The sequence below is a fragment of the Streptomyces sp. NBC_00341 genome (assembly GCF_041435055.1).
Classification (GTDB): Bacteria; Actinomycetota; Actinomycetes; order Streptomycetales; family Streptomycetaceae; genus Streptomyces.
In genome coordinates, this window is sequence record NZ_CP108002.1 from 2,012,133 (window position 1) to 2,027,951 (window position 15,819).

The 15,819-nt window shown below is 71.5% G+C and carries 10 protein-coding genes; 6 read left to right on the forward strand and 4 right to left on the reverse strand.

The window, feature by feature from the left end:
* The first annotated feature begins 345 nt into the window (after window positions 1-345).
* Window positions 346-1,200, forward strand: a complete 855-nt coding sequence (locus OG892_RS08980) for a class I SAM-dependent methyltransferase (protein ID WP_073735446.1) — start codon at window positions 346-348, stop codon at window positions 1,198-1,200.
* Window positions 1,201-1,249: 49 nt separating this feature from the next.
* Entirely contained in the window at window positions 1,250-3,751 is a 2,502-nt protein-coding gene (gene hrpB, locus OG892_RS08985) for an ATP-dependent helicase HrpB (protein WP_371628868.1), read from the forward strand.
* Here the strand turns inward: hrpB and OG892_RS08990 are convergent.
* The 3 genes from OG892_RS08990 to OG892_RS09000 all read right to left on the reverse strand — a co-directional run bounded on the left by OG892_RS08990 (window position 3,738) and on the right by OG892_RS09000 (window position 6,927).
* Window positions 3,738-4,745: a DUF3068 domain-containing protein gene (locus OG892_RS08990; RefSeq protein WP_073735448.1), complete on the reverse strand. Its 1,008-nt coding sequence runs from the start codon at window positions 4,743-4,745 to the stop codon at window positions 3,738-3,740. The two genes, hrpB and OG892_RS08990, sit on opposite strands and share 14 nt — an antisense overlap.
* 56 nt (window positions 4,746-4,801) lie before the next feature.
* The gene (locus OG892_RS08995) at window positions 4,802-4,939 is read right to left on the reverse strand and encodes an SPW_0924 family protein (protein WP_123469382.1); all 138 of its coding nucleotides are present in this window, start codon (window positions 4,937-4,939) and stop codon (window positions 4,802-4,804) included.
* A 230-nt stretch (window positions 4,940-5,169) separates the two neighbouring features.
* Entirely contained in the window at window positions 5,170-6,927 is a 1,758-nt protein-coding gene (locus OG892_RS09000; protein WP_073735449.1) for a lytic transglycosylase domain-containing protein, read from the reverse strand.
* A gap of 185 nt (window positions 6,928-7,112) precedes the next feature.
* On the opposite strand from OG892_RS09000, the gene OG892_RS09005 reads away from it, so the two are divergent.
* Window positions 7,113-7,985: a DUF4184 family protein gene (locus tag OG892_RS09005; protein WP_371628869.1), complete on the forward strand. Its 873-nt coding sequence runs from the start codon at window positions 7,113-7,115 to the stop codon at window positions 7,983-7,985.
* 118 nt (window positions 7,986-8,103) lie between these two features.
* Here the strand turns inward: OG892_RS09005 and polA are convergent, their stop codons facing one another.
* Window positions 8,104-10,815, reverse strand: a complete 2,712-nt coding sequence (gene polA, locus OG892_RS09010; protein WP_073735450.1) for a DNA polymerase I — start codon at window positions 10,813-10,815, stop codon at window positions 8,104-8,106.
* Window positions 10,816-11,020: 205 nt separating this feature from the next.
* On the opposite strand from polA, the gene OG892_RS09015 reads away from it, so the two are divergent.
* The 3 genes from OG892_RS09015 to OG892_RS09025 all read left to right on the forward strand — a co-directional run bounded on the left by OG892_RS09015 (window position 11,021) and on the right by OG892_RS09025 (window position 15,785).
* Window positions 11,021-13,294 (forward strand): FdhF/YdeP family oxidoreductase, encoded by a 2,274-nt coding sequence (locus OG892_RS09015; RefSeq protein WP_371628870.1) that lies wholly within the window; start codon window positions 11,021-11,023, stop codon window positions 13,292-13,294.
* 133 nt (window positions 13,295-13,427) lie between these two features.
* Window positions 13,428-13,922 carry a PaaI family thioesterase gene (locus OG892_RS09020; RefSeq protein ID WP_371628871.1) on the forward strand — a complete coding sequence of 165 codons (495 nt, stop codon included), beginning with the start codon at window positions 13,428-13,430 and terminating at the stop codon, window positions 13,920-13,922.
* A gap of 651 nt (window positions 13,923-14,573) precedes the next feature.
* Window positions 14,574-15,785 carry a branched-chain amino acid ABC transporter substrate-binding protein gene (locus OG892_RS09025; protein ID WP_073735453.1) on the forward strand — a complete coding sequence of 404 codons (1,212 nt, stop codon included), beginning with the start codon at window positions 14,574-14,576 and terminating at the stop codon, window positions 15,783-15,785.
* Window positions 15,786-15,819: the final 34 nt, after the last annotated feature.

Sequence of the window (15,819 nt, forward strand, 5' to 3'; positions counted from 1 at the left end):
CCCGTATCGCCTCTGCGGAAGCCGGACAGCCCAGGAGGCGCCGAATCCCGCGAGCGGGAGGCGCCTCGTGAACCGAGGGGACATACAGCAGATGCGAGCGCGGCCTGCTAGGTCTGAGGCGCGCAGGCTCGCAGCGCAACTTGTAGCATACGGGGGCAGCAGGGCAGGGTCAATGCGCGAAGGCGCACACCAGGGGCGGAACGCCCCATACCCGGCACAACTCGTGTTCACCGAGGCCACATCGGTCCCGATGACGTCCCGGACACACGGGTTGCCCACCCACAAATGCCCCCTTGGTACGTACCGCGTACGACGGGGTGAAGGCAAACTACAGCGACGGGCACGATGAGCCAAGAGATTCCCCCTGCCGAACCCTCCGCACGCTCCCGGACCCCGGAGCTGCCCGAACTCTCCGAGCCCGAGGTGACCCGCCGCGGCGCGGATGTGGCCGAGAGCAGCCGGGCCAGCCGGGGCTGGTGGGACCGCAACGCCGACGAGTACCAGAACGAGCACGGGACCTTCCTCGGCGACGACAGGTTCGTCTGGGGCCCGGAGGGCCTCGACGAGACGGAGGCCGGGCTGCTCGGCCCCCTGGACGACCTGGCGGGCCTGGACATCCTGGAGATCGGGGCGGGCGCGGCGCAGTGCTCCCGCTGGCTGGCCGCCCAGGGCGCCCGCCCGGTCGCGCTCGACCTCTCGCACCGCCAGCTCCAGCACGGGCTGCGGATCGGCGGCGTCCCGCTGGTCCAGGCCGACGCCGGGGTGCTGCCCTTCCGCGACGGCAGCTTCGACCTGGCCTGCTCCGCCTACGGCGCCGTGCCGTTCGTCGCCGACCCGGTCCAGGTGTTCCGCGAGGTGCGCCGGGTGCTGCGCCCCGGCGGCCGCTGGGTCTTCTCCGTCACGCACCCGGTCCGCTGGGCCTTCCCGGACGAGCCGGGGCCAGAGGGGCTGTCCGTCGCCGCCTCGTACTTCGACCGCACCCCCTACGTCGAGCAGGACGAGAACGGCGACGCGGTGTACGTGGAACACCACCGCACGCTCGGTGACCGGGTACGGGACGTGATCGCGGGCGGATTCCGCCTGGTCGACCTCGTGGAACCGGAGTGGCCGGAGTGGAACAGCCAGGAGTGGGGCGGCTGGTCGCCGCTGCGCGGCAACCTGATCCCCGGAACCGCCATCTTCGTCTGCGAGCGCGACTGAGACACCGGCCGGTGCGGGGCACGGCGGCGCAGCGTACGAGACTGGGGCCGTGATCCGCACCGACGCCCTGGACCAGCTGCCCGTCCGCACCGCCGTGCCCGCGCTGCGGCGGGCCCTCGACGACCGGGGTGTCGCCGTCCTGTGCGCGCCCCCCGGCACCGGCAAGACCACCCTCGTCCCGCTGGTCCTGGCCGGGCTGACCGGCGACGGACCGCCGCGCCGGGTCGTGGTCGCAGAGCCCCGGCGGATCGCGGCCCGCGCGGCGGCCCGGCGGATGGCCTGGCTGCTGGGCGAGCAGACCGGCGAGCGCGTCGGGTTCACCGTGCGCGGGGAGCGGGTGGTGGGCGCCGACACCGTGGTGGAGGTGGTCACCACCGGGGTGCTGCTCCAGCGCCTCCAACGCGACCAGGAGCTGTCCGGCGTCGACGCGGTGATCATCGACGAGTGCCACGAGCGCCATCTGGACGCGGACACGGTGGCCGCGTTCCTCCTGGACGTACGGGCGGCGATCCGGCCCGATCTGCGGCTGGTCGCCGCGTCCGCGACGACGGACGCGCAGGGCTGGGCCCGACTGCTCGGGGACGCCCCGGTGGTCGAGGCGCAGGGCATCTCCCACCCGGTGGAGGTGGTGTGGGCACCGCCGGTCCGGCCGGTGCGGCCGCCGCACGGGATGCGGGTCGATCCCGCGCTGCTGACCCATGTCGCCGCCGTGGTGCGGCGGGCACTGGCCGAGCGGGACGGCGACGTCCTGTGCTTCCTGCCCGGGGTCGGCGAGATCGGCCGGGTGGCGGGACAGCTGTCCGGGGTCGCGGCCCAGGTGCTCCAGGTGCACGGGCGGGCCCCGGCGGCGGTGCAGGACGCGGTGCTGGCCGGTTCGTCCGAGGGCCGCCGGGTGGTGCTGGCGACCTCGGTGGCGGAGTCCTCGCTGACCGTGCCGGGGGTGCGGACCGTCGTCGACTCGGGGCTGGCCAGGGAGCCGCGCACCGATCACGCCCGGGGCCTGAGCGCGCTGACGACGGTACGGGCCTCGCAGGCGGCGGGCCGTCAGCGCGCGGGCCGGGCCGGCCGCGAGGCGCCCGGGGCGGTCTACCGCTGCTGGGAGCAGGCGGAGGACGGGCGGCTCGCCCGGTTCCCCTCCCCCGAGATCAAGGTGGCCGACCTCGCGGCGTTCGCCCTCCAGGCCGCCTGCTGGGGCGATCCGGAGGCGACCGGGCTCGCGCTGCTCGACGCGCCTCCGGCCGGTGCGATGGGCGCCGCCCACGAGGTCCTGACGGCGGTCGGCGCGATCGGCCCGGACGGGCGGGTGACCGAGCGAGGCGTACGGATGTCCCGGCTGGGGCTGCACCCGCGGCTGGCCAGAGCCCTGCTGGACGGGGCGGCCTCGGTCGGCGGACGCCGGGCGGCGGAGGTGGTGGCGCTGCTGAGCGAGGAACCGCCGAGGGAGTACGGGGACGACCTGGCGGCCGCGTTGCGCACCGCGCGCCAGGGCAAGGACGCCTACGCGGCCCGCTGGCGCCAGGAGGTGCGGCGGCTGTCCTCGTCGTCCAAGGGCTCCGGTGGCGGCGGTTCCGGTCCGGACGACGCAGCGGTGGGCCTGGTGGCGGCCCTGGCCTTCCCGGAGCGGGTGGCGCGGGCCCGGGGCGAGGGGACGTTCCTGATGGCGTCCGGCACGGGCGCGGAGCTGCGGGACGGCTCACGGCTGCGCAGCGCGGGGTGGCTCGCGGTCGCGGTCGCGGACCGTCCGGCGCACGCCGCGTCCGCACGGGTCCGGCTCGCCGCCGTCATCGACGAGGACACGGCACGCCTGGCGGCCGGACACCTGCGGTTCGCGGGCGAGGAGGTCCGCTGGGACGGCCACGACGTGGTGGCCCGCCGGGTGGAACGCCTCGGCGCCGTCGAACTCTCCGCGCGCCCCCTGAAACAGCCCGACCCCGCCCTCGTCCGCGAGGCCCTGGTGGAGGGGCTGCGGCGGGAGGGGCTCGGCCTGCTGCGCTGGACCCGGGACACCGGACAGCTTCGGGAGCGGCTGGCCTTCCTGCACCGGGAGCTGGGCGAGCCCTGGCCGGACGTGTCGGACGAGGCGCTGCTGAGCCGTACCGAGGAGTGGCTGGAGCCCGAGCTGTCGCGGGCCCGGCGCCGCTCGGCGCTGGCCGGGATCGACGCCGGGCAGGCGCTGCGCCGGCTGCTGCCCTGGGCGACCGGCGAGGGGGCCCGGCTGGACGAGCTGGCCCCGGAGCGGATCGAGGTGCCGAGCGGCTCGCGGATCAGAGTGGAGTACGGCGGGCCGCAGCCGGTGCTCGCGGTGAAGCTCCAGGAGCTGTTCGGGCTCCAGGAGACCCCGAGGGTGGCCGGCGTACCGGTGCTGGTGCACCTGCTCTCCCCGGCCGGCCGGCCCGCCGCGGTGACGGCGGACCTGGCGTCGTTCTGGCGGGAGGGCTACAGGGCGGTGCGCGCGGAGCTGCGCGGCCGTTACCCGAAGCACCCGTGGCCGGAGGACCCGACGACGGTGGAGGCGACCCGGTTCACGAAGGCCCGGCTCAAGCGGGAGTAGGTTCCGGGTCCGGGACGGGTTCGGGCACGGCGTGCGGCCTCGGTGTGCCGGGCCGCCGCGAGCGGGCCTCCAGCCAGAGCGACAGGGCCAGGAGCGCGGCGCCGAGGAAGAGGAAGCCCCAGGGCAGGTACGAGGTCAGCAGCAGGACCAGCACCCGCTGGGACTTGACCTGGTCGACGATCGAGGCGATGTAGTCCTCGCGCATCTTCACGTCCCCGGCGAACACGGTGACGGTGTCCTTGGGCATGCCCATCGCCTTCGCGTTCCGCATCTCCTCCTTGTGGATCTCCTCGCCGTTGACCGGCGCCCCGGTGACGGGATCGACCCAGAACATCCGCTTGGTGGTGTACCAGCGGGTCATCCCGGTCTTGGCGATCTGCGCCGGGGTGATCCCCTTGATGGGCATCGTCTTCGGCATCGGGACCTTGGTCCACGGGACGGTCTGCTCGAAGTAGTAGACCTTCAGGCCGCGGAAGGTCTGGGTGCCCTTGTAGTGGATGGGCGAGCTGGTGCGGGTCTGGGCGTCGAAGTACTCGTAGTCCCGCTTCTCGGTGAGGAAGGGCCACTTGTACTCGATGCCCTCGCGGCTGACCTGGTCGCCGTCGACCATTTCACCCGTGGCGTGGACCGGGGCCTGGCTGTGCGCGTCGAAGATGTAGCGCTCGGGGATCTTGGAGACCATCTTGCCGTCCGGGCCCTGGACATAGGAGAGGGCGTCCCAGACGACGACGTCGCGGCCGGCGCTGCGCTCGATCTTCTCCGACTCCTCCACGTTGCCCTTGAGGGTCTGCACGATGGTGAGCTTGTCGACCTTCTTGGCCGTGAGGGTGCTGTAGTCGAGCAGGGTCGCGGGCTTCGCCTCCAGCACCGTCTCCTGGTACTGGTTCGGCGGGATCTTCGCCAGCCGCGGGAAGGCGTACCAGCGCAGCAGCGGCGACATGGCTGCGAAGAAGACGGCGAAGGCCAGGAGTACGAGGCTGGCTCGGCGGCGCATGGGGTGTCCTCCCTCTGCATTCCGTGGTGCGAACAGGCTCTGTGCGGTGCGGACGGCTAGTTCTTGGGGCCCGGGACGGTGGTCAGCAGGGGTTTGGGCGAGGTCTCGCCGGGTGGTGCGCCCACCGCGCTGATGGTGAGCACGAGGGCGAGGGCGGCGGCCAGTCCGATGGCGGCGGCGACTAGGGCACGCATGCTCGGCCTCCCGGGGCGCGGAAACTGATGGGGCGTCAGGGCTGGGGCACCGTAGCAACCGGGGCGCGAGATGAGAACACCTGGTGTGCTCCGCGCCCATGTTCGCCGTCGCGGCGGCCCGCCGCCGGGCGGTCCCGGCCGGGCTGCTGAGCACCTGACCCGGCACCACAGCGAACAGCCCCTCCGCCGGATTCCGGCGGAGGGGCTGCTGTGGTCGTGGAACGTCCGGGTCAGGCGCCCGCTTCGGTCCCGGCCTCGGTTCCGGCGTCGGTACCGGTCCCTGTTCCGGTCTCCGATCCGGCTTCCGCCGCCGCTTCGACCGTCAGCTCGATGTCGACGGTGGCGCCGCCCGCGGTGGTGAGGCGCAGCTTGTACGTGCCCGCGGTGTCACCGGCGTGGATCTTCGAGAGGACGAGCTTGCCGTCGGCGTCGGTGCTCAGGTCCGTCAGGGTGCGGACCTGCTTGCCGTCCTTCTCCTCGAAGTACGGGCCCTTGTCGTTCTCGACCGGCTTCTCGTCGTCGGTGATCATGGTGGCGGTGACGGCGACGCCGTGGGCGGCCGCCTTCTTGTACATCGCCTTGAACGCGATGTCGTCGAAGGTGGCGCCGGCCTCTGCGGTCAGCTTCTCGGTGCCGGTCCTGGCGATCGTGTCGGCCTGCCGGGCGGTGACCTTCGCGGAGTAGCTCACGGCGGGCAGCGAGGTGCCGGTGGCCGTCGCGCGCACGGCGAAGTCGCCTGTCTTCTCGCCCGCCTTGAGCACCGGTGCGGTGACCGTGCCGTCGGCGCCGGTGGTGAGGATGACGGTGCGCTTCCCGCCGGTGAACGCGGCGTCCGTGTCACCGGTGATCGCGAAGGTCACGGAGACCTTGGCGAGCGGGCCGCCGAGGCCGTTCCGCGCCCGCACCTTGATCCGCTCGGTGAAGGCGTCGCCCGCCATGGCGGTCAGCGGGCCGGTGCCCGCGTTCTTCACCCCGGCGAGGGTCTGGGACGGCGTGGGGTCCGGCGTCGGCGGCGGGTTGGACGGCTTGTCGGCCGGGCCGCCCGGGTCGGACGGGCTGGGGCTCGGCTTCGACGGAGGCTTCGGAGTCGCCGAGCCGTGCGGCGACGGTGACGGCGTGGGTGACGTCGAGGCACCGGGGTGCCTGGAGGACGGGTTCCGGTCCGTGCCGCTGCCGAGGCCGGAGGGCAGGACGCCGCTGCCGTCCGGTACCTCGTGGGTGCCGCGCTTGTAGTACTCGAACCAGGAGCGGACGGTACGCAGGTACTCGTCCGAGTGGTTGTAACTCAGGACCGCCTGGTCCAGGTTGGTCGCGAGCGACAGATCGCGGGAGCCGGCGCAGAGGTAGCGCCCGGCGGCGAGGGCCGCGTCGTAGATGTTGTTGGGGTCCTTGCGGCCGTCGCCGTTGCCGTCCTGGCCCCAGGTCTCCCAGGTCGACGGGATGAACTGCATCGGGCCGACCGCGCGGTCGTGCGTCGAGTCCCCGTCGTAGGCACCGTTGTCGGTGTCCTTGATCAGGGCGAAGCCCTGGCCGTTGAGGGCCGGGCCGAGGATCGGGGAGAGCGTGGTGCCCTGCGCGTCGACGCGGCCGCCGCGGGCCTGGCCGGACTCGACCTTGCCGATCGCGGCGAGGAGCTGCCACGGCAGCCGGCAGGCGGCGTCCGTGCCCGCGACGGTCTGCTGGGTCTTCTTGTACGCCGCCAGGATCGACGCCGGTATGCCCGATTCCGCACTGCCCGTCACCGGCAGGTCGACGGAAGTGCCGGGCTTGTCCGGGGTGTTCAGCGGCGGCAGGTCCGTGAAGTAGGGCGAGTTGCCGGAGGCCGCGCTGTCGTCCGACGGAGTCGCGCCGGCTGCGGGCTGGTCGTCCTCGGACGCCACCAGGGGCGAACCGGGGCCCTGCGAGGCGGAAAGTGCGGCGACGGCGGCGGCGGCCACAGCAGTGGTGGTCGCCCCTCTGCGCAGTCGGCGACCGAATTGCACTGCCATAACGTGTGGGCCCTCCCCGTCGTCGGCGTCCGCGCTCCCCTGCGCCTGGACTCAGGCGACCCTACGGCAACTTGTGCCGCCCGAACACAGTGGCCTTACCGCTTCTCACCGGTTTCTCACGTTCCGGATCACAAGGTGTACAGGGGGCGGCGCTCCGGTGACGGCGGCTCACCCATACTTCCACCATGCCGTTCACCCTCAGCCATGCCGCAGCCGTCCTGCCGGGACTCCGCCGCGACGGAACGGGGCGCGGGCCACTCGTCGCCTCCGCCCTCGTCGCCGGTTCGTTCGCCCCCGACATCACGTACTACGCGGACACCGCCGTTCCCGGCGCCATGGAGTTCGGGGAAGTCACCCACGCGGTGTGGGGGGTGTTCACGGTGGACGTCCTGATCACCGCGGCGACCGTCGCACTGTGGCTGCTGCTGCGCGAACCACTGGTCGCGCTGCTGCCGAAGAGGCATCAGGGCCGGGTGTACGCACTGGTACGGGGAGCCCAGCGGGGGCCCGGACAGGGGCCGTGGGGGGTCCGGGACGGTGCTTGGTTCGTCGCGTCGGCGGTCATCGGCGCCGCTACGCATGTGGTCTGGGACGCGTTCACCCACCACGACCGGTGGGGGGTGCGGCTGGTGCCGGTGCTCAGCCGGGACGCGGGCGGATACCCGGTGTTCCAGCTGGTGCAGTACGGCACTTCGGCAGTGGCGCTGACCGTGCTCGCCCGGTTCACGGTCGCCGCGCTGCGGCGCAACGGCGGACAGCCCGCGCCCGCGTCCGTACCGGTGCTGGGCCGCCGGGCGCGGTGGTACGCGGCCGGCTTCATCGGCCTGTGCGTGGTGCTGGGCACCGTTCACCGGTGCGCGCGCTGGTACGCGTACTTCGGGCACATCGACACCCCGCTCGACATCATCCCGACCGCGTGCTTCGGCGCCGGCGCCGGACTCGCGGTGGGGCTGGTGCTCTACGGGGTGTGGATGCGGCTCCCGGGGCGCGGCGGCCCCGGCGCCCCGACGCTCCCCGCCACCGGACGGGCCCGCAGAAGGAGCCCGTCCGACAGCTGAGGGCGTTGCCCGCCGGGGCCCCCGGAGCCGTCCGGGCCCCCGGAGCCGTCTGGCCCCACCCGGTCCGGGCCCCGGGAGCCCTCCGCGGACCGGGAGCCCCTCGCGGCGGCCCCGGCCGTCAGTGCGCCGCGGACTCCCAGTCCGTGCCGACACCGACCGACACATCGAGCGGCGCCCGCAGCTGCACCGCGGTCGACATCTCGTGGCGCAGGATGCCCTCCACCTGTTCCCGCTCACCCGCGGCGATCTCCAGCACGATTTCGTCATGCACCTGGAGGAGCATCCGGGAGGTCAGCTCCGCCTCGGTGAGCGCCCGGTCGACCTGGAGCATCGCGACCTTGACGATGTCCGCCGCCGTGCCCTGGATCGGGGCGTTGAGCGCCATCCGCTCGGCCGTCTCCCTGCGCTGGCGGTTGTCGCTGTTCAGGTCCGGCAGGTAGCGGCGGCGGCCGAAGACCGTCTCCGTGTAACCGGTGGCGCGGGCCTCCTCCACCACCCGGCGCAGATAGTCGCGGACCCCGCCGAACCGCTCGAAGTAGGTGTCCATCAGGCCCCGGGCCTCGCCCGCCTCGATGTTCAGCTGCTGGGAGAGGCCGAACGCGGAGAGGCCGTAGGCCAGCCCGTAGCTCATGGCCTTGATCTTGCGCCGCATCTCCGGATCGACCGCGGTCTTCTCGACCCCGAAGACCTGCGAGGCGACCGTGGTGTGCAGGTCCTCACCAGAGGTGAACGCCTCGATCAGGCCCGCGTCCTCGGAGAGGTGGGCCATCACCCGCAGTTCGATCTGGCTGTAGTCCGCCGTCATCAGCGTCTCGAAGCCCTCGCCGACGACGAAGCCGCGACGGATGGCCCGGCCCTCGTCCGTACGGACGGGGATGTTCTGCAGATTCGGGTCGGTCGAGGACAGCCGGCCGGTCGCCGCCACCGTCTGGTTGAACGTGGTGTGGATCCGGCCGTCCGCCCCGATCGTCTTGACCAGGCCCTCGACCGTCACCCGGAGCTTCGCCTGCTCGCGGTGGCGCAGCATGATGACGGGCAGCTCGTGCTCCGTCTGCGCGGCCAGCCACGCCAGCGCGTCGGCGTCCGTGGTGAAACCGGTCTTCGTCTTCTTCGTCTTCGGCAGGCCCAGCTCACCGAACAGCACTTCCTGGAGCTGCTTGGGCGAGCCGAGGTTGAACTCCCGGCCCACCGCCGCGTGCGCCTCCTTCACCGCCTGCTGCACGGCGCCCGCGAACTGCTGCTCCATGCCCTCCAGATGGGCCCGGTCGGCCGCGATGCCGTGCCGCTCCAGGCGGGCCAGCAGGATGGACGTCGGCAGCTCCATGTCGTGGAGCAGCTCGGCCGCGCCCACCTCCCCCAGCCGGGTGGTGAACGCGTCCCCGAGATCCAGGACCGCACGGGCCTGCGCCATCAGCGCGTCGGCCTCCGCCCGGTCGTCCGCGCCGAAGGCCAGCTGACCGTCGGAGGCGGCCGCCGGGGCCAGCTCCCGCCCCAGGTACTCCACCGCGAGGGCGTCCAGCGCGAAGGACCGCCGGCCGGGCTTGACCAGGTAGGCGGCGAGCGCGGTGTCCATCGACACGCCCTCGATCCGCCAGCCGTGCTCCGGGAAGACCCGCATGGCGCTCTTCGCGTTGTGCATGACCTTCGGCCGGCCGGCGTCCGCGATCCAGGCCGCGAACGCCTGCTCGTCGGCCTCGTCCAGCTGCGTGGGGTCGAACCAGGCGGCGGCCCCGCCCGCCGCGGCGAGCGCGATCTCGGTGACCGTGCCGCTGCCGAGCGCCCAGGTGTCGACCGTCGCGACGCCGAGCGGCTGCCCGCCGTGCTCGGCCAGCCACGGGGCGACCTCGCCCGCGCCCAGCACCGCGCCGTCCAGCTCGACGCCCGCGGCGGGCGCCGGCGCCTCGTCCTCCGTCTTGCCCGGGTCCACCGCGAGCAGCCGCTCACGCAGGCTCGGATTGCGGATCTCCAGCACATCCAGCACCCCGGTGACCGCGGTGCGGTCGTAGGGGGCGCGCTCCAGGTCACCGGGGGTCTTCGGCAGCGCGACGTCCCGGACCATCTCGGTCAGCCGCCGGTTCAGCCGCACCGCGTCCAGATGGTCGCGGAAATTCTGCCCGGCCTTGCCCTTGACCTCCTCGGCCCGCTCCACCAGCTCGTCGAACGAACCGAACTGGTTGATCCACTTCGCGGCCGTCTTCTCACCGACCCCGGGAATGCCCGGAAGGTTGTCCGACGGGTCACCGCGCAGCGCCGCGAAATCCGGGTACTGCCGCGGGGTGAGCCCGTACTTCTCCTCGACCTTCGCCGGGGTGAAGCGGGTCAGCTCCGAGACGCCCTTCGTCGGGTACAGCACCGTGACGTTGTCCGTGATCAGCTGGAACGAATCCCGGTCACCGGTGACGATCAGCACTTCGAAACCGGCCGCCTCCGCCTGGGTGGCCAGCGTCGCGATCACATCGTCCGCCTCGAAGCCGTCGACCGCGAAACGGTCGGCGTGCATCGCGTCGAGCAGCTCCCCGATCAGCTCGACCTGCCCCTTGAACTCGTCCGGCGTCTTCGACCGGTTCGCCTTGTACTCGGGGAACTCCTGCGCGCGCCACGTCTTGCGGGACACGTCGAACGCCACCGCGAAATGCGTCGGCGCCTCGTCACGCAACGTGTTCGCCAGCATCGACGCGAAGCCGTACACCGCGTTCGTCGGCTGTCCCGCCCCGGTCGTGAAATTCTCCGCAGGCAGCGCAAAGAACGCCCGGTACGCCAGGGAGTGCCCGTCCATCAGGAGCAGGCGCGGTCGGTTGTCTGCCGTCTTCTTCGATGCCGTCTCAGCCACACCCCGATCCTGCCACGTACCACTGACAATCCGGACCGGCGACCGCCCCGGGCCGTCCGCGAGGCCGCTCGCAGGTCCGCCCGCCGGGCCGCTCACCGGGCCGCTCACCGGGCCGCCCTACCGTGCCGCGTGCCAGGATCGGTGGAGAAGGAAACACGCACAGCGGACCCCACCCGGTCCGCAGCCGGCTCAAAGGGGAAAGACGATGGCCACCAAGCCGCCCGCAGGTGATCCGGTCCAGGACGCGCCACAGGTCGAACCGGCCAAACACGCCGCCGCCGGGCTGCCCGCCGTCGCCCACAGCCTGCGCATCGCCCAGCAGCAGATGGGGGTCCGCCGCACCGCGCAGACCCTCCTCAAGGTCAACCAGAAGGACGGCTTCGACTGCCCCGGCTGCGCCTGGCCGGAGGGCGACAAACGGCACACCGCCGAATTCTGCGAGAACGGCGCCAAGGCCGTCGCGGAGGAGGCGACGCTGCGCCGCGTCACCCCGGACTTCTTCGCCGCCCACTCCGTCCCGGACCTCGCCACCCGCAGCGGCTACTGGCTCGGCCAGCAGGGACGCATCACCCAGCCCGTCTACCTGCCGGAAGGCGCCGACCACTACCAGGCCGTGACCTGGGAGCGCGCCTTCGCCATCATCGCCGAGGAACTCACCGCCCTCGACTCCCCCGACGAAGCCCTCTTCTACACCTCCGGACGCACCAGCAACGAGGCCGCGTTCCTCCTCCAGCTGTTCGCCCGCGAATTCGGCACCAACAACCTGCCCGACTGCTCCAACATGTGCCACGAGTCGTCCGGCTCCGCGCTCACGGAGACCATCGGCGTCGGCAAGGGCTCCGTCTCCCTGGAGGACCTGCACCACGCCGACCTGATCATCGTCGCCGGACAGAACCCAGGCACCAACCACCCCCGGATGCTCTCCGCCCTGGAGAAGGCCAAATCCGCCGGCGCGAAGATCATCTCGGTGAACCCGCTGCCCGAGGCCGGCCTCGAACGGTTCAAGAACCCCCAGACCCCCCTCGGCATGGTCAAGGGCGCCGCCCTCAACGACCTCTTCCTCCAGATCCGCATCGGCGGCGACCAGGCCCTCTTCCGACTGCTCAACAAACTGATCCTGCAGACGGAGGGCGCCGTCGACGAGACCTTCGTCGCGGAACACACCCACGGCTACCAGGCGTTCGCCGAAGCCGCCGCAGAAGCCGACTGGGACGAGACCCTCACCGCCACCGGCCTCGACCGCGCCGCCATCGAAGAGGCCCTCGCGATGGTCCTCGCCTCCAAACGCACCATCGTGTGCTGGGCCATGGGACTCACCCAGCACAAGCACTCCGTGCCGACCATCCGCGAAGTCGTCAACTTCCTTCTCCTGCGCGGCAACATCGGCCGCACCGGCGCCGGAGTCTGCCCCGTGCGCGGCCACTCCAACGTCCAGGGCGACCGCACCATGGGCATCTTCGAACGGCCCGCCCCCGCCTTCCTCGACGCCCTCGACAAGGAATTCGGCATCACCTCACCACGCCACCACGGCTACGACGTGGTCCGCTCCATCCAGGCCCTGCGCGACGGCGACGCCAAGGTCTTCTTCGCCATGGGCGGCAACTTCGTCGCCGCCACCCCCGACACCCACGTCACAGAGGCCGCCATGCGCAGCGCCCGCCTCACCGTGCACGTCTCCACCAAGGTCAACCGCTCCCACGCCGTCACCGGCACCCGCGCCCTGATCCTGCCCACCCTGGGCCGCACCGACAAGGACGTCCAGGCCGGCGGCAAGCAGTTCGTCACCGTCGAGGACTCCATGAGCATGGTGCACGCCTCCCGCGGCAACCTCACCCCCGCCAGCCCCCACCTGCTCTCCGAACCCGCCATCGTCGCCCGCCTCGCCCGCGCCGTCCTCGGACCCGCCTCCACCACCCCCTGGGAGGAGTTCGAGAAGGACTACGCCACGATCCGCGACCGCATCTCCCGCGTCGTCCCCGGCTTCGAGAACTTCAACGCACGCGTCGCCCACCCCGGCGGATTCACCCTCCCGCACGGCCCCCGCGACTCCCGCCGCTTCCCCACCGCCACCGGCAGGGCCAACTTCACCGCCGCCCCCGTCGAGTTCCCCGAACTCCCCGAAGGACGACTGCTGTTGCAGACCCTGCGCTCCCACGACCAGTACAACACCACCATCTACGGCCTCGACGACCGCTACCGAGGCATCAAGGGCGGCCGACGCGTCGTCCTCGTCAACCCCTACGACGCCACCGCCCTCGGCCTCACCGACGGCGCCTACGCCGACCTCGTCAGCGAGTGGAAGGACGGAACCGAACGGCGCGCCCCCGGCTTCCGCGTCGTCCACTACCCCACCGCCCGGGGCTGCGCCGCCGCCTACTACCCCGAGACCAACGTCCTGGTCCCCCTCGGCTCCACCGCCGACACCAGCAACACCCCCGCCAGCAAATCCGTCGTGATCCGCTTCGAGAACGTCCACTGACACCCCGGGCCCGCCCTCACCGCACAGGCACAGGCACAGGCACAGGCGCACTAAGCGTCCGCTCAGCCGTCTGATAAGAACAACGGACACCACACGCAGCAGCGCACCACCGCAGAGAGACGGAGCCGGACCCATGGGCGAGCACACCACACCCAAGTTCCCCCAGGAGATCATCGACGAGTACGCCGCCCTCGGCGTCGACCTCCCCGCCCTGTTCTCCGCCGGACACCTCGGCGAACGCATGGGCGTCCGGATCGTCGAGGCCGCCGCGGACCGCGTCGTCGGCACCATGCCCGTCGAGGGCAACACCCAGCCCTACGGACTCCTACACGGCGGCGCCTCCGCCGTCCTCGCCGAGACCCTCGGCTCCGTCGGCGCCATGCTCCACGGCGGCGCCACCAAACTCGCCGTCGGCGTCGACCTGAACTGCACCCACCACCGAGGGGCCCGCAGCGGCCTCGTCACCGGCGTCGCCACCCCCGTACACCGCGGCCGCACCACCGCCACGTACGAGATCGTCATCACCGACGAGCACGACAAGCGCGTCTGCACCGCCCGACTCACCTGCCTCCTGCGTGACGCACCGAAGAACGCACCGGAGGTCACACCCAAGGGCGAAACCGCCTGACCGCCCCACACCCCCACCCCCGCACCCCGCTGCCCGGCCGGACCACAAACCGGCCGGGCAGCGCCATATCCCCCCACAACCACCGCCCCACGCACCGCAATTGACCGCCCACACCGACCAACACCCTTGACCGCACACCCCGTTCTGTGGCCCACTCAGCAGCCACGCCCGCCCGCGCACCCGCCACCCCGCGTCGACCACACCACCCCCGACGTAACACTGCGTAACATCCGCGCAATGTTCACCCGCCCCGACGCAGCCCGAAGAACCCGGCCCCGCAGGCACCGGGCACTTTCGCGCGCACCGACGCGCCCTCCCGCACCCCCACCACGCGACAGCAGCAAGATCGGTTCAAGCCCCTTAGCAGAGCTGCGCGTTCTCAGAATGCGGTCACTTCACGGTCCAGTAAAAAGCCGTACATGTCAGCACAGCCACCTCAAGCCTTCCTCAAAGGCATAACAAGACAGTCACATCATTCGGCTGACCCATCCCCGACCCCCGCCCCTGCCCTTAGAGTCACCGCCAGTCACCGCGCCGCCGGGCGCGTCTACGGCACGGCCCTGTACCAACCAGTACGGCCCGGCGAACGACACGGCACCTCAAGCAGAGGAGGCCGCGCCAGGGAAAGGACTTTTCGTGCGACACCGTTCTTTGCTCATCCTCACCACAGTGCTCACCACAGGAGCACTGACACTCACCGCCTGCGGGTCGCGCGACGACGACAAGAAGAGCAGCGACAGCGGCGGCACCCAGACCGTCGTCATCGGCGTCGACGCACCCATCACCGGTGACCTCTCCGCGCTCGGCCTCGGCATCAAGAACTCCGCCGACCTCGCCGCCAAAACGGCGAACAAGGCCAAGACCGTCCCCGGCATCAACTTCGTCGTCAAGCCCCTCGACGACCAGGCCCAGCCCTCCGTCGGCCAGCAGAACGCCCAGAAGTTCATCGACGACGACACCGTCCTCGGCGTCGTCGGCCCCCTGAACTCCGGCGTCTCCCAGTCGATGCAGAAGCCGCTCAACGACGCCAGCCTCACCCAGGTCTCCCCCGCCAACACGGGCACCGAACTGACCCAGGGCGAGAACTGGAAGACCGGCGACAAGAAGCGCCCCTTCAAGACCTTCTTCCGTACCGCCACCACGGACCAGATCCAGGGCGCCTTCGCGGCGAAGTACCTCTACAACAACGCGAAGATCAAGCAGGTCTACCTCATCGACGACCAGAAGCCCTACGGCGCCGGTCTCGCAGCCTCCTTCAAGGCGACCTTCACCAAGCTCGGCGGCAAGATCTCCGGCGCGGACCACATCAACCCCGACGACCGCGACTTCAACGCCGTCGTCACCAAGGTCAAGAAGTCCGGCGCCAAGGCCGTCTACTACGGCGGCGAGTACCCCGCCGGCGCACCCCTGAGCCAGCAGCTCAAGGACAGCGTCAAGATCCCCCTCATGGGCGGCGACGGCATGTACAGCGCCGACTTCATCAAGCTCAACAAGAAGGCCCAGGGCGACATCGCCACCTCCGTCGGCAAGCCCGTCGAGGAACTCGACTCCGCCAAGGACTTCATCGCGAACTACAAGACGGCCGGATACAAGGACGCCTACGAGGCCTACGGCGGCGGCACCTACGACGCCACCTGGTCCATCATCGAGGCCGTCAAGATCGCCGTCGCCGACAACGACGGCAAGCTCCCCGACGACGCCCGCGAAAAGGTCCTCGCCGCCATGGACAAGGTCAAGTTCGACGGCGTCACCGGCCCCGTCTCCTTCGACGAGTTCGGCGACACCACCAACACCATGATGACCGCCTACCAGGTCGACGGCGGAAAGTGGGCCTCCAAGCTCAGCGAGGTCTACAAGCCGTAACCAGCTCCCCGGTCACCACTGACTGACACCAGAC